At 71.5% G+C, this 20,712-nt stretch carries 22 protein-coding genes and 1 pseudogene; 6 read left to right on the forward strand and 17 right to left on the reverse strand.

The features are described 5' to 3' along the window. Position 1: 1 nt before the first annotated feature. The 6 genes from sdhD to ASG48_RS17515 all read right to left on the reverse strand — a co-directional run bounded on the left by sdhD (position 2) and on the right by ASG48_RS17515 (position 4,201). Positions 2-382 (reverse strand): succinate dehydrogenase, hydrophobic membrane anchor protein, encoded by a 381-nt coding sequence (gene sdhD / locus ASG48_RS17495; RefSeq protein WP_055852980.1) that lies wholly within the window; start codon positions 380-382, stop codon positions 2-4. A 12-nt stretch (positions 383-394) separates the two neighbouring features. Beyond that, positions 395-787, reverse strand: a complete 393-nt coding sequence (sdhC, locus tag ASG48_RS17500) for a succinate dehydrogenase, cytochrome b556 subunit (protein WP_055852982.1) — start codon at positions 785-787, stop codon at positions 395-397. Positions 788-1,010: 223 nt separating this feature from the next. Next, positions 1,011-1,490: a GNAT family N-acetyltransferase gene (locus tag ASG48_RS17505; protein WP_055853140.1), complete on the reverse strand. Its 480-nt coding sequence runs from the start codon at positions 1,488-1,490 to the stop codon at positions 1,011-1,013. A gap of 131 nt (positions 1,491-1,621) precedes the next feature. Beyond that, positions 1,622-3,031, reverse strand: a complete 1,410-nt coding sequence (leuC, locus tag ASG48_RS17510; RefSeq protein WP_055852985.1) for a 3-isopropylmalate dehydratase large subunit — start codon at positions 3,029-3,031, stop codon at positions 1,622-1,624. A gap of 108 nt (positions 3,032-3,139) precedes the next feature. Then, complete coding sequence (locus ASG48_RS18975; RefSeq protein ID WP_280138023.1) at positions 3,140-3,265, reverse strand: hypothetical protein; 126 nt, start codon at positions 3,263-3,265, stop codon at positions 3,140-3,142. A 93-nt stretch (positions 3,266-3,358) separates the two neighbouring features. Beyond that, positions 3,359-4,201, reverse strand: a complete 843-nt coding sequence (locus tag ASG48_RS17515) for a helix-turn-helix transcriptional regulator (protein WP_244486944.1) — start codon at positions 4,199-4,201, stop codon at positions 3,359-3,361. 219 nt (positions 4,202-4,420) lie between these two features. On the opposite strand from ASG48_RS17515, the gene ASG48_RS17520 reads away from it, so the two are divergent. After that, a complete protein-coding gene (locus ASG48_RS17520) occupies positions 4,421-4,651 on the forward strand; it encodes a DUF2061 domain-containing protein (RefSeq protein ID WP_055852991.1) in 231 nt (76 codons plus the stop codon). A gap of 100 nt (positions 4,652-4,751) precedes the next feature. On the opposite strand, the pseudogene rplS reads toward ASG48_RS17520, so the two are convergent. Next, a pseudogene (gene rplS / locus ASG48_RS17525) lies at positions 4,752-5,210 on the reverse strand (50S ribosomal protein L19); the annotation flags it as partial. 246 nt (positions 5,211-5,456) lie between these two features. On the opposite strand from rplS, the gene ASG48_RS17530 reads away from it, so the two are divergent. Then, on the forward strand, positions 5,457-6,212 hold the full coding sequence (locus ASG48_RS17530; RefSeq protein WP_055852998.1) for a sulfite exporter TauE/SafE family protein: 756 nt from the start codon (positions 5,457-5,459) through the stop codon (positions 6,210-6,212). A gap of 81 nt (positions 6,213-6,293) precedes the next feature. On the opposite strand, the gene trmD is transcribed toward ASG48_RS17530, so the two are convergent. From trmD to ffh, 7 genes are all read right to left on the reverse strand, one after another. Beyond that, a complete protein-coding gene (gene trmD / locus ASG48_RS17535) occupies positions 6,294-6,977 on the reverse strand; it encodes a tRNA (guanosine(37)-N1)-methyltransferase TrmD (RefSeq protein ID WP_055853000.1) in 684 nt (227 codons plus the stop codon). Position 6,978: 1 nt separating this feature from the next. After that, entirely contained in the window at positions 6,979-7,281 is a 303-nt protein-coding gene (locus tag ASG48_RS17540; RefSeq protein ID WP_055853003.1) for a putative quinol monooxygenase, read from the reverse strand. Positions 7,282-7,395: 114 nt separating this feature from the next. Beyond that, positions 7,396-7,992, reverse strand: coding sequence for a ribosome maturation factor RimM (gene rimM / locus ASG48_RS17545; RefSeq protein ID WP_055853005.1), 597 nt, complete (start codon positions 7,990-7,992; stop codon positions 7,396-7,398). 126 nt (positions 7,993-8,118) lie between these two features. Beyond that, on the reverse strand, positions 8,119-9,534 hold the full coding sequence (locus tag ASG48_RS17550) for a sensor domain-containing diguanylate cyclase (RefSeq protein WP_348271154.1): 1,416 nt from the start codon (positions 9,532-9,534) through the stop codon (positions 8,119-8,121). Positions 9,535-9,765: 231 nt separating this feature from the next. Continuing rightward, a complete protein-coding gene (gene rpsP / locus ASG48_RS17555; protein WP_055853010.1) occupies positions 9,766-10,164 on the reverse strand; it encodes a 30S ribosomal protein S16 in 399 nt (132 codons plus the stop codon). 197 nt (positions 10,165-10,361) lie between these two features. Then, on the reverse strand, positions 10,362-10,724 hold the full coding sequence (locus ASG48_RS17560) for a chorismate mutase (RefSeq protein WP_055853015.1): 363 nt from the start codon (positions 10,722-10,724) through the stop codon (positions 10,362-10,364). A 3-nt stretch (positions 10,725-10,727) separates the two neighbouring features. Next, positions 10,728-12,293 carry a signal recognition particle protein gene (ffh, locus tag ASG48_RS17565; protein WP_055853018.1) on the reverse strand — a complete coding sequence of 522 codons (1,566 nt, stop codon included), beginning with the start codon at positions 12,291-12,293 and terminating at the stop codon, positions 10,728-10,730. 464 nt (positions 12,294-12,757) lie between these two features. Between ffh and ASG48_RS17570 the strand changes: the two genes are divergently transcribed. Next, positions 12,758-13,837, forward strand: coding sequence for an MBL fold metallo-hydrolase (locus ASG48_RS17570; RefSeq protein WP_082529574.1), 1,080 nt, complete (start codon positions 12,758-12,760; stop codon positions 13,835-13,837). 82 nt (positions 13,838-13,919) lie between these two features. Beyond that, positions 13,920-15,005, forward strand: coding sequence for an endonuclease/exonuclease/phosphatase family protein (locus tag ASG48_RS17575; protein WP_055853021.1), 1,086 nt, complete (start codon positions 13,920-13,922; stop codon positions 15,003-15,005). Between the two features lie 46 nt (positions 15,006-15,051). Here ASG48_RS17575 and ASG48_RS17580 read toward each other — a convergent pair whose 3' ends face one another. From ASG48_RS17580 to ASG48_RS17590, 3 genes are all read right to left on the reverse strand, one after another. Next, positions 15,052-16,068 (reverse strand): DUF1775 domain-containing protein, encoded by a 1,017-nt coding sequence (locus tag ASG48_RS17580; RefSeq protein WP_082529576.1) that lies wholly within the window; start codon positions 16,066-16,068, stop codon positions 15,052-15,054. Positions 16,069-16,206: 138 nt separating this feature from the next. After that, a complete protein-coding gene (locus ASG48_RS17585) occupies positions 16,207-16,641 on the reverse strand; it encodes a hypothetical protein (RefSeq protein ID WP_055853024.1) in 435 nt (144 codons plus the stop codon). 167 nt (positions 16,642-16,808) lie between these two features. Continuing rightward, positions 16,809-18,110 carry an MFS transporter gene (locus ASG48_RS17590; RefSeq protein WP_055853026.1) on the reverse strand — a complete coding sequence of 434 codons (1,302 nt, stop codon included), beginning with the start codon at positions 18,108-18,110 and terminating at the stop codon, positions 16,809-16,811. A gap of 357 nt (positions 18,111-18,467) precedes the next feature. On the opposite strand from ASG48_RS17590, the gene dapF reads away from it, so the two are divergent. Together dapF and mtaB are read left to right on the forward strand one after the other, a co-directional pair. Beyond that, positions 18,468-19,400: a diaminopimelate epimerase gene (gene dapF, locus ASG48_RS17595; RefSeq protein ID WP_055853030.1), complete on the forward strand. Its 933-nt coding sequence runs from the start codon at positions 18,468-18,470 to the stop codon at positions 19,398-19,400. Continuing rightward, positions 19,400-20,704: a tRNA (N(6)-L-threonylcarbamoyladenosine(37)-C(2))-methylthiotransferase MtaB gene (gene mtaB / locus ASG48_RS17600; protein ID WP_055853033.1), complete on the forward strand. Its 1,305-nt coding sequence runs from the start codon at positions 19,400-19,402 to the stop codon at positions 20,702-20,704. The genes dapF and mtaB overlap by 1 nt, the downstream gene beginning before the upstream one ends. Positions 20,705-20,712 lie beyond the last annotated feature (8 nt).

A 20,712-nucleotide genomic window follows, 5' to 3' on the forward strand; every position in this document is an offset into this window, starting at 1 on the left:
GTCAGGCTCCGAAGCTCATCTTGACGATCGCGAAGAGGCAGGCGCCGGCGACCGCGATGGCGAAGAACGTGTTGAGGAGGACGAGCGGCAGCTTGGCGGCACCGTGGACATAGTCCTCGATGATCACCTGCATGCCGAGGCGCATGTGCACCGTCGCGGAGATGACGACGAGCGCCATGGCAAGGCCCACGAGCGGGCTCGAGAAGGCGGCGCGCACGCCCTCGTAGGGCTCGTCGTGCAGGGAGACGAGCAGGATCACGAAGAAGGTGATGAGGACGGCGTTGGCGACCGCCGTCAGGCGCTGCAGCCAGAAATGCTCGGTGCCCGCGCGGGCCGAGCCGAGGCCGCGCACGCGGCTGAGGGGGGTTCTCATGTCGGTCATGGTGTCAGGTCCTCAGCCGATGATCGCGACGGCGAGCCAGATCAGAACGGTGGCGGCGAGCGCGGCGGCGGGCGTGGCGAGCGCCAGCCTGGTCGAATCCTCGCGCGACAGGCCGTGGCCGGTGTCCCACAGGAGATGGCGGATGCCGCCGGCCATGTGGTGCATCAGCGTGAACGTGTAGAGGAAGAGGATCAGCCGGCCGAGCCAGGAGCCGAAGAAGGCGGACGCCCAGGAAAAGGCCTCCGGTCCGCTGGCGGCGGCGACCAGCCACCAGACGAGAAGGATCGTCCCGCCGTAGAGGCCCGCGCCGGTGATGCGGTGGGCGATCGACATCGCCATGGTCGGCCGGAACCGGTAGATCGACAGATGCGGCGACAGCGGCCGCGCGGACTTCGCCTCGGACATTCTGGCCCTTCGTTTTGCACTTTGCCTGGAATCGGCGCGGGCAGCGGAACCGATCCGCCGGGCGTTGCGCCGAGAATGGTTCTAGAAGGCGTATTGCGAGTGCGAAATCAAGTCTCGCCCAACCGCCGATCCATCGTTTCATCGGCTTAATCGATTAGGCGCGGCAAGAGGGCGCGACCGGCCCGAGACGCGGCCGGCGCAGGGCACCCGGCAGCCCCCGCGCCTAGAGCGCCGAATCGCGCCGCTCGGTGAAGCGCACCACGTAGCTCGCCCAGTCGGCGGGATCGGCCACCTTCTCGTAGAGGCGGCGCGCCGTGCCGGGATTGCGCGGGGCGTGCAGCACGAGCTTCGACCAGCCGCGCCCGTCCGCCTCGTCGGCGAGGAGGTCGATCATCGCCTTGGCGATGCCCTTCCGGCGATGGCGCTGGTCGACGAAGATATGGTCGGCGAGGCCCGAGCGCATGCCCGTCCACACGTCCGGCACGTCGTAGAAGATCAGGAACCCGACGAGCGCCCCGTCGAGCCGGGCGCCGAGGAGCTCGGCCGTGCGGTCCTGAAGCAGCTGCTCGGCGTAGAAATTGTCCGGCGCGTCGGGCGCCCCGCGAAAGAGCGCCTGGTTGTAGGCCGAGATCAGCGGCGCGAGATCGCGCGCGTCGGCAAGGCGCAGCTTTCGGATGTCGATGTCGGGGACCGGCGCTTCCATGGACCCCATGTCTCGCGGAAAGGAGGAGCCCGTCAAGCCGGTCCGTTTCGGCAATCGGGCGGCAGGCACCGGCACCGCCGCCCGCGGGCGTCCTCGCGTCTGCGAGGAGCGCCCGGGAGCGGGACCGGTGGTCAGCGCCAGGTCCGGATGTCGACGAAGCGACCGGCGATGGCGGCGGCGGCGGCCATGGCGGGCGAGACGAGATGGGTGCGGCCCTTGTGGCCCTGGCGGCCCTCGAAATTGCGGTTCGAGGTCGAGGCGCAGCGCTCGTAGGGCGAGAGCCGGTCCTCGTTCATGCCGAGGCACATGGAGCAGCCCGGCTCGCGCCAGTCGAAGCCGGCGGCCTTGAACACGGCGTCGAGCCCCTCGGCCTCGGCCTGCGCCTTCACCAGCCCCGAGCCTGGCACGATCATCGCCGAGACGCTCTCGGCCACGCGCCGTCCCTCCACGACCTTGGCGACCGCGCGCAGGTCCTCGATGCGCCCGTTGGTGCAGGAGCCGATGAAGACGCGGTCGAGCGTGACGTCGGTCATCTTCGTGCCGGGCGTCAGGCCCATATAGTCGAGCGCGCGTTCCTTGGACTTGCGCTTGTTCTCGTCGGCGATCGCCGCCGGGTCCGGCACCACGCCGTCGATGGAGACGACGTCCTCCGGGCTCGACCCCCAGGAGACGATGGGCGGCAGATTGGCCGCGTCCAGCGTGACGACCGCGTCGAAATGGGCGCCCTCGTCGGAATGGAGCGTCCTCCAGTATGCCACGGCGCGCTCGAACTCGGCGCCCTTGGGGGCGCGCGGCTTGTCGCGCATATAGGCGAAGGTCGTCTCGTCCGGCGCGATCAGCCCGGCGCGCGCGCCGCCCTCGATCGACATGTTGCAGACCGTCATGCGCCCTTCCATCGAGAGCGCGCGGATCGCCGAGCCGCCATATTCGATGACGTAGCCCGTGCCCCCGGCCGTGCCGATCTTGCCGATGATGGCGAGGATGATGTCCTTGGCCGTCACGCCCGCCGGGATCTCCCCGTCGACGCGCACCAGCATGTTCTTGGCCTTGGCCTGGATCAGCGTCTGCGTGGCGAGCACGTGCTCGACCTCGGACGTGCCGATGCCGTGGGCGAGCGCGCCGAAGGCGCCGTGCGTGGACGTGTGGCTGTCGCCGCACACGATGGTCGTGCCCGGCAGCGTGAAGCCCTGCTCCGGTCCGATGATGTGCACGATGCCCTGGCGCCGGTCGACGGCGTCGAAATACTCGATGCCGAAGGCCGCCGCGTTGCGGGCGAGCGTGTCCACCTGCAGGCGGCTCTCGGGATTGGAAATGCCGAAGGAGCGGTCGGAGGTCGGCACGTTGTGGTCGACGACGGCCAGCGTCTTCTCCGGGTGGCGCACGCGGCGCCCGGCCATGCGCAGGCCCTCGAAGGCCTGCGGGCTCGTCACCTCGTGCACGAGATGGCGGTCGATGTAGAGAAGGCCGCTGCCGCCCTCCTCGGAGACGAGATGGTCGTCCCAGATCTTGTCGTAGAGCGTGCGGGGTTTGCCGGATGTCATGCGATCATCCCTTTCGGGGCAGAGGCGGGCGGGCCGCCATGAAAACACGGGAAGAGGAAGCGGAACCTGCGGACCCCGGTCGCCATGCGCCCGGAGCGCTCGCCGCGCCTAGCGCCCGGCGGCGGAAAAGCGCGAGGCGAAGCGGCTGGGCAGCCGCACGTGGTCGGACAGGGCCGCGAAGCCCTCCGTCGTCGGCAGCGCCACGCGCGCCCGCAAATGTCCGATCCCGCTCATGGGCCTGAAATAGCAGGCGGGGGGCGCGCCGACAATGGAAGCGTTCCAGGCGGGGGGACGGGTTCCGGGCCGGTCGGCTCACGGCACGGCCTCTCACGGCACGGCGAGGCCTGCCGCGAAGCGCGAGGTCTGGCGCGCCTCGAACTCGGCCTCGCGCACCAGCCAGTCAAAATGGCGCGTCAGTTCCACCACCTGCCGGCGTTCGTGGAAGGCGAGGTAGAAGCGCCCGACATAGACCGCCGCCTGCAGCGGCCCGAAGATCGTGACGGGCACGGAGAACACCTTCTTGCGGTCGAAGAGATAGAAGCGCAGCGAGGGATAGAGCTCCTCCGTCAGTTGCGCGATGCGCTGCAGCTGCGCGGCGCGCTCGGGCGCTCCCAGCCCCTGCCAGTAGCCCTCGCCGGCCGCGAAGGCCCGCAGCTCGTCGATCGGCATGGCGATCTCGTAGTCGGTGTCGGGCGCGCGCAGATAGGCGAGGCGCGCATGCATCTCGGCGATCGCCTGTTCGAAGGTGCGCCCGAGCGAGGCGCCGTATTCGAAGCGCAGCACCGCCTCGGACTTCAGCATGTCCGGCAGGGTCGCGGGCACGTGGCGGATCTTGTAGCCGCGCGCCGTCTCGTGCCAGCGGAAGAGAACGTCGTCGGAGGGGCTGCGGGCGGCCTCCTCGATGCGCATGGCCACCTGCAGCATGTCCGCGCCGCGCTCGCGCCGGTCGGTGAGGCCGAGGAGCCAGTCGCAGGAGACGCCGAGCGCGTCGGCGCATTCGGCGATGAACTGGGCGTTGGGCATGCGCCCGTCGTCGGCCGAGAGAAGGAGCGACACGGTCGAGCGGTCGGCGCCCGTGGCGCGCGCGAGAGCGCTCTTGGAAAGGCCGGCGGCGGCCATGGCGGCTTCCAGACGGTCGCGGAAGAGGCGCGAGCGGTCCCGCTTGTCCAAGGCTCGCTCCGTGACAATTGTCGACATTGCCGGAAAAGATCGGCAGCGGTGACTTAAACCATGAGAATACACGGAATTCCCGCGGCGAGCACGATAACGTAGATGTGACCCGTCATCGCCGGTCCTCCAGCGGCCGGCCTTCTCGAAAACCCGCCCTGCCAGCTGCCGCATGCGTCCGCGCCTGCGCGCCGCCGGTGCTCGTCCCCATGGAGACATCCGATGGAATCGCGTCGTCGCAGCTTCGCCAAGGCCCTGTCCTGGCAGGCGCTCGGGCTCGTCTCGATGTCGGCGCTCGGCTATCTCTTCACCGGCTCCTTCGCCTCGGGCGGGGCGCTGGCATTAACCTCCTGCGCCATCGGCTTCCTCACCTATCTCGTGCACGAGCGCATCTGGGCCGGCATCGGCTGGGGCGCGCCGAAGGACTCGCGGGGCCGCATCTCCGACGCCTGACGGGCGCCGGCTCGCAGACGCGCGGGGCCGGCGGGCCACGAAAAAAGGGCGGCCCCGAAGGACCGCCCCAAAAGGCATCGTCGTGAAACGAAGAGGCTTACTCGGCAGCGCCGGCCTTGGCGGCCGCCTTGTCGGCCTGCACCTTGGCGCGGGCCTCGGCCGCGACGCCGCGGGCATCGTCGTTGAGCTTGCGGGCGCGCGCATTGGTGGCCTCGACGATACGGGCCGACTTACCGCGACGGTCGCGCAGGTAGTAGAGCTTGGCGCGGCGCACCTTGCCGCGGCGCACGACCTCGACCGAATCGATCATCGGCGAGTAGACGGGGAAGACGCGCTCGACGCCCTCGCCGTAGGAAATCTTGCGAACCGTGAAGTTCTCCTGGATGCCGCCGCCCGAACGGGCGATGCAGACGCCCTCGTAGGCCTGGACGCGCGTGCGCGTGCCTTCGGTGACCTTCACGTTGACGCGCAGCGTGTCGCCGGCCGAGAAGTCGGGCAGCGTGCGGACGGCGTTGATGCGGGCGGCCTCGGCGGCCTCGAGTTCAGCGATGATGTTCATGGCATAGCCTCAATTGTTTACATGCCGGGATGGCGTGAGCCCCAGCCGGCATGGCCGCCGAAACGGTCAGGTTGTTCTGAGGAAATCGGGGTGGGCCATACACCGCTTTCGCGCCCCTGTCGAGACGCGGCGCGCGTCTTGGCCCCCGACCAAAGCCACCCCGCCCGGCGCTTGATGCCCGCCGGCGGGCATGGCAATCGGACGGCGGCGCCCCCGCGCCCGCCCGCCAGCGCCGAAAGCTCCGCCATGCCCCTCATCGAAATCGCGCTTCTGTTCCTCGCGGGCTTCGCGTCCGGCGCCATCAACGCGGTGGCGGGCGGCGGCACCTTCGTCTCCTTCGGGGCGCTCGTCCTTCTCGGCGTGCCGCCGATCTCGGCCAACGCCACGTCCTCGGTCGCGCAGCTGCCCGGCTACTTCACCTCCACCCTGCCCTATCTGAAGGACATCCGCACCATGTGGCGGGGGCTCCTGGTGCTGGCGGCGATCTCGGTCGTCGGCTCGCTCCTCGGCGCGCTCCTTCTCCTGTGGCTCGACAACGAGCAGTTCTCCGCCGCCGTGCCCTGGCTGCTGCTGGGCGCCACCGGCCTCTTCGCCGCCGGCCCCTGGCTGAAGCCCAAGCCCCGCCACCAGGACGAGGCGCGGCAGGGCCGCGGCCTCGCCGGGCCGCTGATGCAGTTCGTCACCTCGATCTATGGCGGGTTCTTCGGGGCGGGCATGGGCATCATGATGCTGGCGACCCTCGGCCTCACGCAGAGCGGCGACTATCACCGGCTCAACGCCACGAAGAACGTGCTCGCCAATGTCATCGCCGTCGTCGCCATCGTCGTCTTCGTGTCCGGCGGCGTCGTCTCCTGGCCGGGCGCCATCGCGATGATCCCGGGCGTCGCGCTCGGCGGCTATGCCGGCGTTTGGATCGCCAAGCGCGTGCCGCAGGTCGCCGTGCGCGTCTTCGTCATCTCGGTCGGCCTCTTCCTCGCGGCCTACTATTTCGCCAAGGGCTGAGACCGCCGCGCGAAAACGTCCCCTCCGGCGCCGCACGGCGTGACCCGACGAACAGGTTCCGGGGCGGGCCGGTCCGGGGCCTCAGCGCTTCAGGAGGTCGGGGCGCCGCTCGGCGGTGATGCGCCGCGCCTCGGCCGCGCGCCAGCGCTCCACCGCGCCGTGGTCGCCGGAGGTGAGGACGGGCGGGATCCTGCGCCCCTCCCATTCGGCGGGCCGGGTATAGTGCGGGTGTTCGAGGAGCCCGCCCTCGAAACTCTCCGTCTCGCCCGACAGCGCGTTGCCCATCACGCCCGGCAGGAGGCGGATGACGGCGTCCAGAAGGACGAGCGCGGCAAGCTCCCCGCCCGAGAGCACGTAGTCGCCGATCGAGACCTCCACGAGCCCCCGCCCCTCGATGACGCGCTCGTCGACGCCCTCGAAGCGCCCGCACAGGAGGACGACGCCCTCGCCCGCCGCCAGCTCGCGCACGAAGGCCTGGGAGAGCGGGCGCCCGCGCGGCGACAGGAAGAGCTTCGGCCGCGCGTCGCCGGGCGGCGCCGCCTGGTCGAGCGCGGCGGCCACGACGTCCGGCCGCATCACCATGCCCGCCCCGCCGCCCGACGGCGTGTCGTCGACGAGCCGGTGGCGGCCGATGCCGAACTCGCGGATGGCGACCGTCTCCACCACCGCGTCGCCGCGCGCCAGCGCCTTGCCGGCGAGCGCGGTGCCGAGCGGCCCGGGAAACATCTCGGGATAGAGGGTGAGGACGCTCGCGCGGAAGGCCATGTCAGTCGAGCGGCGTCACCGAGCCGATCTCCAGCACGTTGATGTCGCGCGCCAGATAGCCGACCGCATCGGCCGAGCGGTTCCAGTCCACCGTGTGCGGGCTCTTCACATGGGCGTCGAGATGGGCGCGGCTCTCCCATTCCTCGTAGACGCGCACGAGGCCCGGCTCCAGGAAGTCCTCGCCGAAGGAGTAGACGATGCAGCCCGCCTCCTTGGCCGTCTCCGTGAGAACCACCCGCGCCTTCTCGCGCAGCGTCTCGAGGGCGGCGGGCGAGAAGCGGATGGTTCCGGAGACGACGATCATCGCGAGGGGGCCTTTCGAGGGACGGACGGCACGAGGGTTGGTCGCGCCCGGCTTACACCGAAACGCCGCCCGGGCAAGCCCCGGCGCGCGCAAGGGGTGGTGCCCCGACGGCGCTCAGCGCCCGCCGGTCCCGTCCCCGGTCGAAGCGGCGTCCTCCTCGCCCTCGCCCTGCTCGTCGCCCTCGCGCACGAGGATCGCGTCCTTCAGGCCCGCGGCGACCATTTCCACGACGATCCGCCCGCCCGCGACGTCGATCTCGGGCACGGCGATGCGGCTGAACGGGATCATCACGCTCGCCCCCTTCGACGGCTCGATCTCCAGGAGTTCGCCCGCGCCGAAATCGTGGTGGGCGAGCACGGTGCCGATCGTCTCGCCCGTCGTCGAGACGGCCTTCAGGCCGATGAGGTCGGCCTCGTAATATTCGTCCTCCCCGGTGCCCTCGGGCAGCATCGCGCGCTCGACATAGAGGTCGAGCCCGTTGAGGCGCTCGGCGGCGTTGCGGTCGGCGATCTCGGAAAAGCGCACGACGACGACGGTCTTCTGCAGGCGCGCCGAGGTCACGGTGTAGCGCTTGCCGTCGGCCCCCGTCAGCGGGCCGTAGGCGCCCAGATCGCGCGGATCGGCGGTGAAGGACTTCACGCGCACCTCGCCGCGGATGCCGTGCGCACCGCCGACCGTGCCGAGGAGGAGAGGGTTCTGCAGGGTCTTCATCGCGCCGGCCGCATCGTTCGTGGAAGGGGTCGCCCGTCTGTGACCGCCGCCGGGCGAAGGGTCAAGCCGGCCGCCATGGCGCCGCCGGGCGGGAGGTCGCGGGCGCGCGCGGCGCGGGCCGGCGCCTCAGCCCGTCTCGCGGGCCCGCCGGTCGCGCCCCATCGCCAGATAATGGGTGCGCTTGGCCTCGTACATGCGGTGGTCGGCGACGCGCATGGCGTTCTCCAGCCGCTCGCCCGGCAGCGCGAGCGCGTGGCCCAGGGCGAAGTCGAGGAGGCTGCCGGTGTAGAACTGGTTGTTGATCTCCACCAGCGAGCGCACCTGCTCCAGCAGTTCCTGCACCGAGGCTTCCGTCGCGCCCGGCAGGAGCAGGGCGAACTCGTCGCCGCCGATCCGGGCCGCGCAGCCCGGCCGTTTCACCGCCCCCGCCAGCACCTCGCCGGCGCGCCGCAGGAGATCGTCCCCGGCCGCGTGGCCGAGCGTGTCGTTGACCTCCTTGAGGCCGTTGAGATCGGCGACGATGACGGCGACCGGCCCCTGCCGCTTGCGCTCCAGCCGGTTCATCTCGTCGTTCAGATAGGAGCGGTTGTAGAGCTTGGTCAGGACGTCGTGCTTGCCGAGGAACTCCAGATAGGCCTCGGCGCGCTTGCGCGCGGTGATGTCGGTGAGCGCGATCTGCACCAGCGACCAGTCGTGCTCGTGGCCGGGAAAGACGGAGAACTGCATGTGGAAATGCAGTTCCTCGCCGCCGAGCGTGACGTTGGTCACCTCGCGCTGCTGGAAGAGCTTGCCGGTCCACAGATCCACCAGCTGCTCGGAGAAGCTCTCGCGCCCGCGCTCGCCCGAGAGCGTGTCAGACAGGTGCAGGAGCGCGGCCATGTCGGGCGCGCCGAAGACCTCGAGCGTATGGCGGTTCACCTCCACGACGCGCACCTCGCTCATGCAGCGGCGCACGAATTCGGGATGGACGTCGAGGAAGGTGCGGAAATCGACGACGCCCGAGGCGCGCACGCCCTGCATCAGCTCGTGGACGGCCGAGAAGTCCTCCACCCAGAGCGAGACGGGCGAATGGTCGAACAGGCCGCGGATATAGGCCTGCGCCTCCTGCGCGGCGCGGCGCGCGCTCTCGCGCTCGGTCACGTCCTCGGTGCTCACCAGCACGCGGCCCCAGTCGCCGTCGACGACGCGGCCCTTCAGCTGCACGTCGAGACGGCGCCCGTCCAGCGTGTAGTTCACCGCGAGCGTCGTGAACCCGGGCCGGCCCTCGTAGAGCTGCACGAGTTCCTCGACATGGCTGTCCAGCATCTCGCCGCGCAGGACCGTGCCGATCCTGGCGACGAGCGTGTCGAGGCTGTCGGCGCCGAATAAGGCGAGCGTGGCGGGATTGGCGTCGAGGACGCGGATGGCGGCGGCCGAGGCGCGCACGCGCTCGCGGTCCTCGGCGAGGAAGGCGCGCAGGTCCGTGACGCCCGCCGCGCGCCAGCCGTCCATCAGGGCCTTGATGGCGCTGAAGTCGTTCAGCCAGAGCGGAACCGGGGACAAGGCGAAGACATCGCTCCCCCAGCCCGATCCTGGCGGCGCGGCGGACTGAGGGGGCTGCGGCATCGGGGCCTCGCGCAGAACGGATCGGACTCGGCGAAGAAAGGCGCAGACGCGATCCTGTCCGGCGCCGCATCACCCTAGCGGCAGAAACTCAACGATGACTGAATCCTACAGAGAAGCCGGGGAATTTCTTCCCCGGCTTCTCTTTTCTTCTTGTACGGACGATCGCCGTTACTCGGCCGAAGCGGTCTCGGACGAGCCCTCGGCCGCGGCCTTGGCGGCCGCCTCGCGGGCGTCCTCCTCGCGCTGCAGGCGCTCGGCCTCGCGCTCCTTGGCCTTCTTGCCGGGCTCGGCCTTCACGGGGTTCGAGCGCTGCGGGCGGTTGGCGATGCCGGCCTTGTCGAGGAAGCGCAGCACGCGGTCGGTCGGCTGGGCGCCTTCGCCGAGCCAGTGCTTGATGCGCTCCTCCTTGAGGGCGACGCGCTCGGCATCCTTGGGCAGCATCGGGTTCCACGAGCCGACCTGCTCGATGAAGCGCCCGTCGCGCGGCGAGCGGGCGTCGGCGACGACGATGTGGTAGTAGGGGCGCTTCTTGGAGCCGGCACGGGCAAGGCGCATCTTGAGGGGCATTCTGGTCTCTCCTGTCTTGCAGTTCCTGTCGCGGCGTCCGTCCGGCGGACCGCCGCGAGGCATGGGGGTCGCCGCGGATGCGGCGGGTGATGCCGACCTCTGGCCGGCGGCATGTCGGACCGCACGGAAGCCCGTTGCGGAACGTCTCGGCCGGGCGCGGCCCGGCGGGATTTCGTCTCGGCGCCGGCGCCGGCGCCTCAGGCGCCGGAGGCCTCCGCGGCCCTTGCCGCCTGCCGCGCGGCGATCGCCTCGTGGTGGCGGATGACCTCCTTCACGATGAAGGCGAGGAAGGTCTCGGCGAATTCGGGATCGAGCTCGGCGTCCTTGGCCAGGCGCCGCAGGCGCTCGATCTGCTGGCGCTCGCGCTCGGGGTCGGCCGGCGGCAGGTGGTGCGCCGCCTTCAGTTCCCCCACGCGCTGCGTGCAGCGGAAGCGCTCGGCCAGCATGTGGATGAGCGCGGCGTCGATATTGTCGATCGAGCGGCGGCAGGAGAGGAGCTCGGCGCGCGCCGTCTCCGCCAGCCGTCCGCCGAGGGCGGAGCCGAAGACCGTCTCGTCCATGGCCTACCTCTTCTTGCCGGGCAGGCCCGGAAGCCCGGGAAAACCGCCGCCGCCGGACAGGCCGGGCAGGCCCTTGGGCAGGCCGCCCATCCCGCCGGGCAGGCCGCCCATTCCGCCCATGCCGCCCTGCTGCGCGGCCTTGGCCAGCGCCTCCAGCTGCTTGGGGTCCATGGAGGAGAGATCGGGCATGCCCCCGCCGGGCATGCCGCCGGGAAGGCCCATCTTGGCGCCGAGCCCGCCCATCAGCTTCTGCATCATGCCGCCCTTGCCGCCCTTGCCCATGGACTTCATGACGTCCGCCATCTGGCGGTGCATCTTCAGGAGCTTGTTGATGTCGGCCGAGGAAGTGCCGGAGCCGGCCGCGATGCGCTTCTTTCGCGAATGCTTGAGGAGGTCGGGATTGGCGCGCTCGTCGGCGGTCATCGAGGAGACGATGGCGAGCTGGCGCTTGAGGAGCTTGTCGTCGAGGCCGGCGGCGGCCATCTGGTCCTTGACCTTGCCCATGCCGGGCATCATGCCCATCAGCCCGCCCATGCCGCCCATCTTCTGCATCTGGCGGATCTGGTCGGCGAGGTCGTTCAGGTCGAACTTGCCGGCCTGCATCTTCTTGGCCATCGCCGCGGCCTTTTCCGCGTCGATGGTCTCGGCGGCGCGCTCCACGAGGGAGACGATGTCGCCCATGCCCAGGATGCGGTCGGCGATGCGCGAGGGATGGAAATCCTCCAGCGCGTCCATCTTCTCGCCGGTGCCGAGCAGCTTGATCGGCTTGCCGGTGACGGCCCGCATCGAGAGCGCGGCGCCGCCGCGCCCGTCGCCGTCGACGCGGGTGAGGACGATGCCCGAAATGCCGACGCGCTCGTCGAAGGAGCGCGCGAGATTCACCGCGTCCTGGCCGGTCAGGCTGTCGGCCACGAGCAGGATCTCGTGCGGGCGCGTGGCGGCCTTAATCTCGGCCATCTCGGCCATCAGCGGCTCGTCGATATGCGTGCGGCCGGCCGTGTCGAGGATGAGCACGTCGTAGCCGCCGAGCCTGGCGGCCTGGGCGGCGCGGCTCGCGATCTCGACCGGGCTCTGGCCGGCGACGATCGGCAGGGTGGCGACGCCGGTCTGCTCGCCGAGGATGCGCAGCTGTTCCTGCGCGGCCGGGCGGCGCGTGTCGAGCGAGGCCATCAGCACCTTGCGGCGCTGCTTCTCGGTGATGCGCTTGGCGATCTTGGCCGAGGTCGTCGTCTTGCCCGAGCCCTGCAGGCCGACCATCATGATCGTAACGGGCGCGGGCGCGTTGAGGTCGATCGAGACCTGGTCGGAGCCGAGCGTGGCCACCAGCTCGTCATGGACGATCTTGACGACCATCTGGCCGGGCTTGATCGACTTGACGATCTGCGCCCCGACCGCCTTCTCGCGCACCCGGTCGGTGAAGGAGCGCACGACCTCCAGCGAGACGTCCGCCTCCAGGAGCGCACGGCGCACCTCGCGCAGCGCGGCCGCGACATCGGCGTCGGACAGGGCGCCGCGGCCGGTGAGGCCGTTCAGGATGGACCCGAGGCGGTCCTGGAGACTGTCGAACATGGCGCTTCCTTCCGTCCCTGGCGGGCTATCCCGCCAAGGTGGTGCGACCGGCCGCGCCTCGCAAACCTCCCTGCCTGCGGCGAGACGGTTCCCGAAGGGACCGAAACGCCAAAGCAAGGCGTCATCCGCGGGCGAGACTCGCTGGCGGATGTTGACCTCCGGGCGGCGCTCCTCAACCCTGTCGAAGGCTGATGGGACGGGACCCGGTCGGTGGCTCGCGGACGGACTGTCGCGGATTTCATGGGGCTTAAGCACGCCCGGGTCGGAAAAGTCAAGGTTCGAGCGGTGTCGCATCGTCGCGCGCCGCCGATGCCGGCGGCGATCGCGGACCGCCGCCGGCCCCGTCCCGGTGGCGACGGCGCCGATCGCGTCGGGGCGCCTTTGCGTGAAAGTCTTGCTGCCTATCTAAAAGGCGTTCACCCGCCGGCCGACGCTCCGTCTCCGCCGTCCACCGCAAAGTCCCTATGCCCCTGTCCAAGACGCCATCTCCGTCGTCGGAGCATTTCGACGGCCAGCTCTTCTTCAATCCGGGAGGCGAGGCGCCCAAGGGCTTCGCCGATCTCCTGCGCTGGAAGCTGAACGGGCGGAAGGCGCGCTGGCCGGCGCGGCTCGAAAGCCCGTTTCCGCGCGACAGGCCGCCGGCCCGCGTGACCGGCGACGCGCTGCGGCTCCTGCATATCGGCCATTCCGGCTTCCTCCTGCAGGCGGGCGCGGCGAATGTCCTGATGGATCCCCATCTCTCCGAGCGCTGCTCGCCCTCGCAGCGCTTCGGCCCGCGGCGCTCCATCGAGCCCGGCATCGACTTTTCCGACCTGCCGGCGATCGACGCGGTCTGCCTCTCCCATTCCCACTACGACCATATGGACCGCGCCACGCTGGAGCGGCTTCACGACGCCTTCGCCCCGCTCTTCCTCGTGCCGCTCGGCGTCGACGCCATCCTGAAGCGCTGGCGGCCGCAGGCGCGGGTGCGGGCGCTCGACTGGGGAGACCGCGCAGCGCTCGGCGCAGGGATCGAGGTCCATTTCGAGCCCGCCCATCACTGGAGCGCGCGCGGCCTCTTCGACCGGCGCTGCACGCTCTGGGGCGCCTTCGCCTTCCACACGCCCGCCGGCCTCGTCTTCTTCGGCGGCGACAGCGGCTTCCACGGCGGGCGCAACTACCGCCACGTGCGCGAGCGCCACGGGGCGCCGAAGCTCGCCATCCTGCCGATCGGCGCCTATGCGCCGCGCTCCTTCATGGCGCCCCAGCATCAGGATCCCGACGAGGCGGTGCGCGCGGCGCGCTTTCTCGAGGCCGAACTCTCGCTCGGCTGCCACTGGGGCTTCTTCCAGCTCACCGACGAGGCCCATGACGAGCCGCCCCGGCGCCTCGCGGCGGCCCTGCGGCGCTGGGACCTTTCGCCCGAGCGCTTCCGCGCCGTGCGCCCGGGCGAGGTCCAGACCCTGCCCGTGCGGATAGACGCACCGGCGACGCCGCCGCTCGAGCCGGCGGGCGAGGCCGTCGAGCCGACGCCGCACGCCATCCATGCCGCGCCGCCGCCATGAGTCCGCCCTTTCGCACGGCTATCGCGCCCCCCGACGCTACTCCCGCCTCATCCGCCTTTCGCCTGCCGGAGCCCGGACGCCCATGACCACCGATCTGATCCTGTCCGGCCTCGTCGCGCTGATGCTCGCGGCCACCGGCATCTCCTTCCTGCGCGTCGCGCACGGCTTCGTGCGCATCTTCTCCTTCCCGCGCCTGCAGTTCCTGGCGATCGCCGTGGTGCTTCTGGCCGCCATCTTCGCCTTCGCCAGCCCCGCCTTCCGGCCCTGGCTCGCGGTCGGCGCGCTCATCGTCATCGTGGTGCAGGCGGTCTGCATCGCCCAGTTCACGCCGGTGCGCCGGCCGCAGTCGCCGCGTTACGAGGGCGATCCCGACGGGCCGAACACGATCTCGGTCGTCTCCTTCAACGTGAAGATGTCGAATCGCGACTATGCCCGCGCCATCGCCATGGTCGAGCGCGCCGACCCCGACATCGCCATCCTGATGGAGACCGACGCGGCCTGGGAGACGGGCGTCGGCGCCCTTCGCGAGCGCTGGCCGACCGTCGTCAGCCGTCCGCTGGACAATGCCTACGGCATGATCCTCTTCTCCAAGCTGCCGCTCTCGGACGTCACCGTGCAGGATCTCGTGATGGAGGACGTGCCCTCGATCTTCGCCACGGTGCGGCTGCGCAACGGGCAGGAGGTGCGTCTCTACTGCGTCCATCCCGAGCCGCCCGTGCCCCATATCGATTCGCTCGGCCGCGACGCCGAGCTCGTCACGGTCGCCAAGCGCGTCTCGCAGGACCCGCTCGCCAGCATCGTCTGCGGCGACCTCAACGACGTGGCCTGGTCCAACACGACGCGCATGTTCCAGCGCCTGTCGCGCCTCCTCGACCCGCGCATCGGGCGCGGCTTCTACAACAGTTTCGACTCGCGCTTCTTCTTCCTGCGCTGGCCCCTCGACCATCTCTTCCACGACGCGCATCTGCAGCTCGTGGAGATGGCGCGCCTGCCCAATGCCGGCTCCGACCACTTCCCGATGTATTTCAAGCTGGCGCTCGTGGCCTCTACCAAGGACGCGGTCCTGCCCGAGAAGGCGGATGCCGAGGACCGCGCCGAGGCGCGAGAGATCACCGCCGAGGCCAAGGAGCTGGAGCGCGAGGCGATCGGCGTGGACTGGGAGAAGTAGGCCGAAGCTCGAGGCCCGGCGCGGGAGACGCGCCGGGCCATGGGGTTCAGTGGCCGGCATGCCCGGAGGCGGCCGCCCCCGATGCCTGCGCCGCCCCGTCCGGCGCGCTGGCGCGCGGCGACAGGACGGGAAGCTCCAGGTCCACCGCGCCCGCCTTCTCGAAGGTCAGCGTCACCGGCACCGTGGCGCCCTCGGCGAAGGGCGCGGCGACATCCGTGAACATCAGGTGCAGACCGCCGGGCGCGAGCGCGACGCTTTCGCCGGCCGGCACGGCAAGGCCCGTCTCCAGCGCGCGCATGCGCATCACCTCGCCCTCCATCGCCATCTCGTGCACCGCCGCCCCGCCCGCGGCGGGCGTGGAGACCGACACGAGCCGGTCGGCCTCGGGTCCCGCGTTGCGGATGGTGAGGTAGCCGCCCCCGACCTTGGCGCCCGGCAGCATGGCGCGGACGAAGCCGCCCTCGATGGCGAGGGCGCCGGCCTTGGCCGAACCGGCGAGAGGGGCGTGGCCCGCCTGGACGCCGGCGGTCGCCACGGGCGCGGGCGCGCCGATGAGGAGAACCGGCGCCGGCCTGTCGAGCGCATGCGCGTCCTCGCCAGGCTTGGCGATCTCGTCCCAGGCAAGGCTCGTCCCGCCCTCGCAGGTCTGCGTCACGACGAAGGGCACGGCGGCGCCGTCCGCAAAGCCCGTCGGCCGGGCCCGCAGCGTGAACTCGTCGTACCAGGCGTCGTCGAGCGTGCCGCCGGTCCAGCGGATCTCCACGGGGCCGGACGAGACCTCCTTGCCGTAGAGCTGGTAGGGCCTGGCATAGGCGCCGGTGACGATCTCGATCGTCCAGCCGGGCTTGGGCATGGGCTTGGCGGCGAGGACGCCCTCCGGAACGCGCACGGAGACGGACTGCGTCGCCGCCCCGTCGCAGCCGTGGCCGATGCCGAAGGAGAGCTTGACGGTGGCGTCGGGCGCGGCCTGCGGCGGCGTCACCGAGACATGGGCGAGGGCGATGCCGGGCAGCGCGCAGGCGAGAAGCGGCGCCGAGAGGCGCGCGAGCGTCTTGATGGACATGGGAACGGGACTTTCGAAACGAACGGAGCGGGCCGGCCCGCGCTGCGCGGGGACTGCGGCCGTGCCGGCGCCATGCCGGCGGCTCCAGGGCATGGCCGGGCGAAGCCGTCGGGCTTCGCCATCGGACATGCGGCGACGTCAGAGGCGAGACGGGGCTCGGTCCGCGTCGGGTGGGCTCGTCGGTCCGCGCGCGAAGAGGCGCAATGGGCGCCGCTCGGGGGCGGGATGGCGCGCGATGCGCGGCGCCGGGCCCGCCTGGAGAGCGGGATTGGCGCGGGGCGCCGCGCCGGCGCCGGGGGACAGGACCGCGAAGGCGGAAAGACAGCCGCTTGCGGCGAGGCAGGGGCAGTCCGGCCCCGAGGGCGCCTTGCCGGGCGCCGTGGAGATGCCATCGCCGTGGCAGATCGCGGTGCCCGGCGAAAGCGCGGCGGCGGCCATCGCGCCCTGCGAGAAGCCGGCGAGGAGAAGCTGGAGGACGAGGACGAGCGCGGCGAGCGCCAGGAGCGGCGCCGCCTCGCGCCGAAGCCCCGCCGGGAACCGGGCCGCGCGCGTCCGGCGCGGGCGCGCCGCCACGCGGCCTCTCGCCTGCGATCCGGGCTCCCTTGCACTGGTGCGGGACGGGTACGGCACGGCGGCGGCTTCGGCCTTCGGGCGGGCGTGAACGGGTCGCCGGGGCCCTAGCACGGCGCCGGGCCGCTGTCACCGCCGCGCGGGCGCGGCCGGCCGGCGCAGCACCCGCGTCAGGCCGCTCCCGGCACCGACTGGGCGGTCTCGCGGAACCGGGCGCCGAACCAGATCCACAGGAGGAGCGCCGGCACGGCGATGGCGCCGAGCGAGACGAAGGCGGCGGTGAAGCCGTATTGCGCCGCGATATAGCCGGCGAGGGAGGGGCTGAGCGAGGCGCCGACGCCCTGCACCGTCATCACCGCCCCGAGGCCCGCATTGACGCGGCCGGTGCCGCGCATGATCTGCGCCACGAGGCCGGGCACGGCGACGCCGAGGAGGCCGGCGCCGACGCCGTCCAGCATCTGCACGGGGATCACGGCATAGGGATTGTCCCAGAGGCCGGCGAGCAGCCCGCGGATCGGCAGGGCGATGAGCGCGGCGAGAAGCACGATGAAGTAGCCGCGCTTCTGCGCGACCCTGGCGGCGAGAAGCGCCAGGGGGATCATCGTCGCCTGCGCGATGATGATGGTGATCGCCGTGTAGGCCGCCGGGTCGAAGAGGATCGCCATCAGGCCGTCGCGGTCGATGGTGGAGGAGGCGACGCGCTGGCCGAGAAGCGGCAGCATGGCCGCGTTGCCGAAGTGGAAGAGCATCATCGAACCGGCCAGGATCAGGAGCCGCTTCGACTTGAACAGCGCCAGGAAGCCTTCCGGCTTCTCCTGGCCCGCGCCCGTCTCCTTGTCCTTCGCGTCGAGGCCGCGCGCGGCGCGGTGGTCGATGTCGGCGGGGTCGATCATCGAGAGCGAGACGAGCGAGCCGACGGCGAGCGCGGTCATCAGGAGGAACACGGCGGGCAGGCCGAACATATAGCCGAGGACGCCCGACAGGACGGCCGCCACCACGTTGCCGCCGTGGTTCCAGGCCTCGTTGCGGCCGAGCTGGTGGGCAAGGCCCGTCTGCCCGACGAGGCCGAGCGTGAGGCCCGCGATCGCCGGGCCGATCGCCGCGCCCGCCACGCCCGTCGCCACCTGCGAGGCGGCCACCAGCGGGAAGCTCGTGAAGAACAGCATGGCCAGCGAGGCGACGATGACGAGGACGGCGCAGAAGCCGACCATGAAGCGCTTGGCGGTCGTGGCGTCCGCCAGCGCGCCGAGCGGGGTCGTCGCCAGCATGCCGGCGATGCCGCCGATCGTCATGACGTAGCCGATCGTGTCGGGCGCCCAGCCCTGCCCGATCAGGAAGATGCCGAGAAAGGGCCCGAGCCCGTCCCGCACGTCCGCCAGGAAGAAGTTGACCGCCGAGAGCGCGCGCACGGAGCGCGCTCTCGGCTCCTGCGTGGCGGCGGCGATGTCGGGCCCGGTCGCGGCGATGGTCATGTCCTTGTGTCCCCGGCGCCGTCGGGCGCGATGAAGCCGCGGCCCCCTCCGGCGGAAGGGCCCTGTCCTGGCGCGGCCGGTCTGCCACCTGCGCTTGAACGCTCGCCGGCCCCGCCCCCGAAAGGAGAGCGCCGGGAAACCGGCGGGGCGGGCGAAAGTCTGCCCGTCATCCGTGCATTCGTGGCTTCGGCAGGCGCGCATCCGGCGATGCGACGCCTCGGAATGCGGCATGGCGGCGGAGGGTTCCGTCGCATGGCGCGGTTTTGGCGGCGGGCGGCCGCGGATCGCCCGTCGCGGGCGCCTCGGCGGCCCGGCCGCGTCCTTCCAATTCGCGGGGGGATCGGCCATATACCGGCGATGAGCGACCTCAGCGCAACCGACCGGCGGACGGGGCAAAAGACCGCGATCCCCTTCGCGCGGATGAACGGGCTCGGCAACGAGATCCTGGTGGCCGACCTGCGCGGCACGGCGGCGCGCATCCGGCCGGAGGCCGCGCGCGCGCTCGCCGCCGCGCCCGAGACGCGTTTCGACCAGATCATGGCCCTGCACGACGCGCGCAGCGACGGCACCGACGCCTTCGTGCGCATCCTCAACGCGGACGGAAGCGAGGCGGGCGCCTGCGGCAACGGCACGCGCTGTGTGGTGGCGGCGCTCGTCTCCGAGACCGGGCGCACCGCCTTCACCTTCGAGACGGCGGCGGGGCTTCTCAACGCGCACGAGCGCCCCGACGGACTCATCTGCGTCGACATGGGGACGCCGCGCTTCCTGTGGAACGAGATCCCGCTCGCCGAGCCCTTCCACGACACGCGCGCCATCGAACTCCAGATCGGGCCGATCGACGCGCCGATCCTGCACTCGCCTTCCGTCGTCTCCATGGGCAATCCGCACGCGATCTTCTGGGTCGAGGCCGACGTCTGGTCCTATGCGCTGGACCGTTTCGGCCCGATCCTGGAGAACCACCCGATCTTCCCGGACCGCGCCAACATCTCCCTCGCGCGGGTGACGGGACCGGCCTCGCTCGACCTTCGCACCTGGGAGCGCGGCGCCGGGCTCACCGGCGCCTGCGGCTCGGCGGCCTGCGCGGCCGCGGTCGCGGCGGCAAGGACCCGGCGCACCGGGCGCGGCGTCGCCGTCCGCGTTCCGGCGGGGGGCGAACTCCTGATCGAATGGCGCGAGGACGATCACGTCCTGATGACGGGGCCGGCGCAGTGGGAATGGTCCGGCCGGCTCGATCCCGAGACCGGCGCCTTCTGGCGCGACGGGCGGGACGCCGTGGCGGAGCCGGCCTGATGGGCGTCGAGATCGTCTCCTTCGGCTGCCGCCTCAACACGTTCGAGGCGCAGGTGATGAAGCGCGAGGCCGAGGCCGCGGGGCTCGCCGAGACGGGCCAGGCCATCGTCTTCAACACCTGCGCCGTCACCGCCGAGGCCGTGCGCCAGGCGCGCCAGCAGATCCGCCGGGCGCGGCGCGAGAACCCGCAGGCGCGCATCGTCGTCACCGGCTGCGCCGCCCAGACCGAGCCCGCGCGCTTCGCCGCGATGGAGGAGGTCGATGCCGTGATCGGCAACGGCGAGAAGCTGACGCGGCAGGCCTATCGCGCCCTGCCCGATTTCGGCGTCTCGGCGCAGGAGAAGGTGCGCGTCAACGACATCTTCTCCGTGCGCGAGACCGCCGGCCACATGGTGGACGCGATCGAGGGCCGGGCGCGCGCCATCGTGCAGGTGCAGAACGGCTGCGACCACCGCTGCACCTTCTGCATCATCCCCTTCGGCCGCGGCCATTCGCGCTCGGTGCCGATGGGCGCGGTGGTGGATCAGGTGAAGCGGCTCGTCGGCGCGGGCTACAACGAGGTGGTCCTGTCGGGCGTCGACATGACCTCCTGGGGCGCCGACCTGCCGGGCGCCCCGCGCCTCGGCGATCTCGTGCAGGCGCTCCTGCGCCACGTGCCGGACCTCTCGCGCCTGCGCCTCTCCTCCATCGATTCCATCGAGGCTGACGCTGCGCTGATCGAGGCGATCGCGTGCGACCGACGGGTGATGCCGCATCTGCACCTGTCGCTGCAGGCCGGCGACGACATGATCCTGAAGCGCATGAAGCGGCGCCATTCGCGCGCCGATTCCGTGCGCTTCTGCGCCGAGATACGGGCGCGCCGGCCGGACATCGTCTTCGGCGCCGACATCATCGCCGGCTTCCCGACCGAGACGGAGGCGATGGCGCGGAACTCGCGCGCGCTGGTGCGCGACTGCGGCCTGACCTTCCTCCACGTCTTCCCCTTCTCCCCCCGCGAGGGCACGCCCGCCGCGCGCATGCCCCAGCTGCCGCGCGAGACGATCCGGGCGCGCGCGGCAGCGCTCAGGGCCGAGGGCGAGGCCGCGCTCGCCGCCCATCTGAAAAGCCGCGTCGGCACGCGCCAGAGCGTCCTCGTGGAGCGCGACGGGCTGGGCCGCTGCGAGGACTTCACGCCGCTGCGCCTCCTCGAGGCCGCCGAGCCGGGCACGATCGTGCCCGTGCGCGTCGCCGCCCTCGGCCCGGACGGCCTTTCCGCGCGGCTCGAACGCGACGAGTTTTCCACGGGATGCGGCGTCGCCGCCTGACGCGCCCC

It is taken from the genome of Aurantimonas sp. Leaf443, assembly GCF_001425575.1.
Classification (GTDB): domain Bacteria; phylum Pseudomonadota; class Alphaproteobacteria; order Rhizobiales; family Rhizobiaceae; genus Leaf443.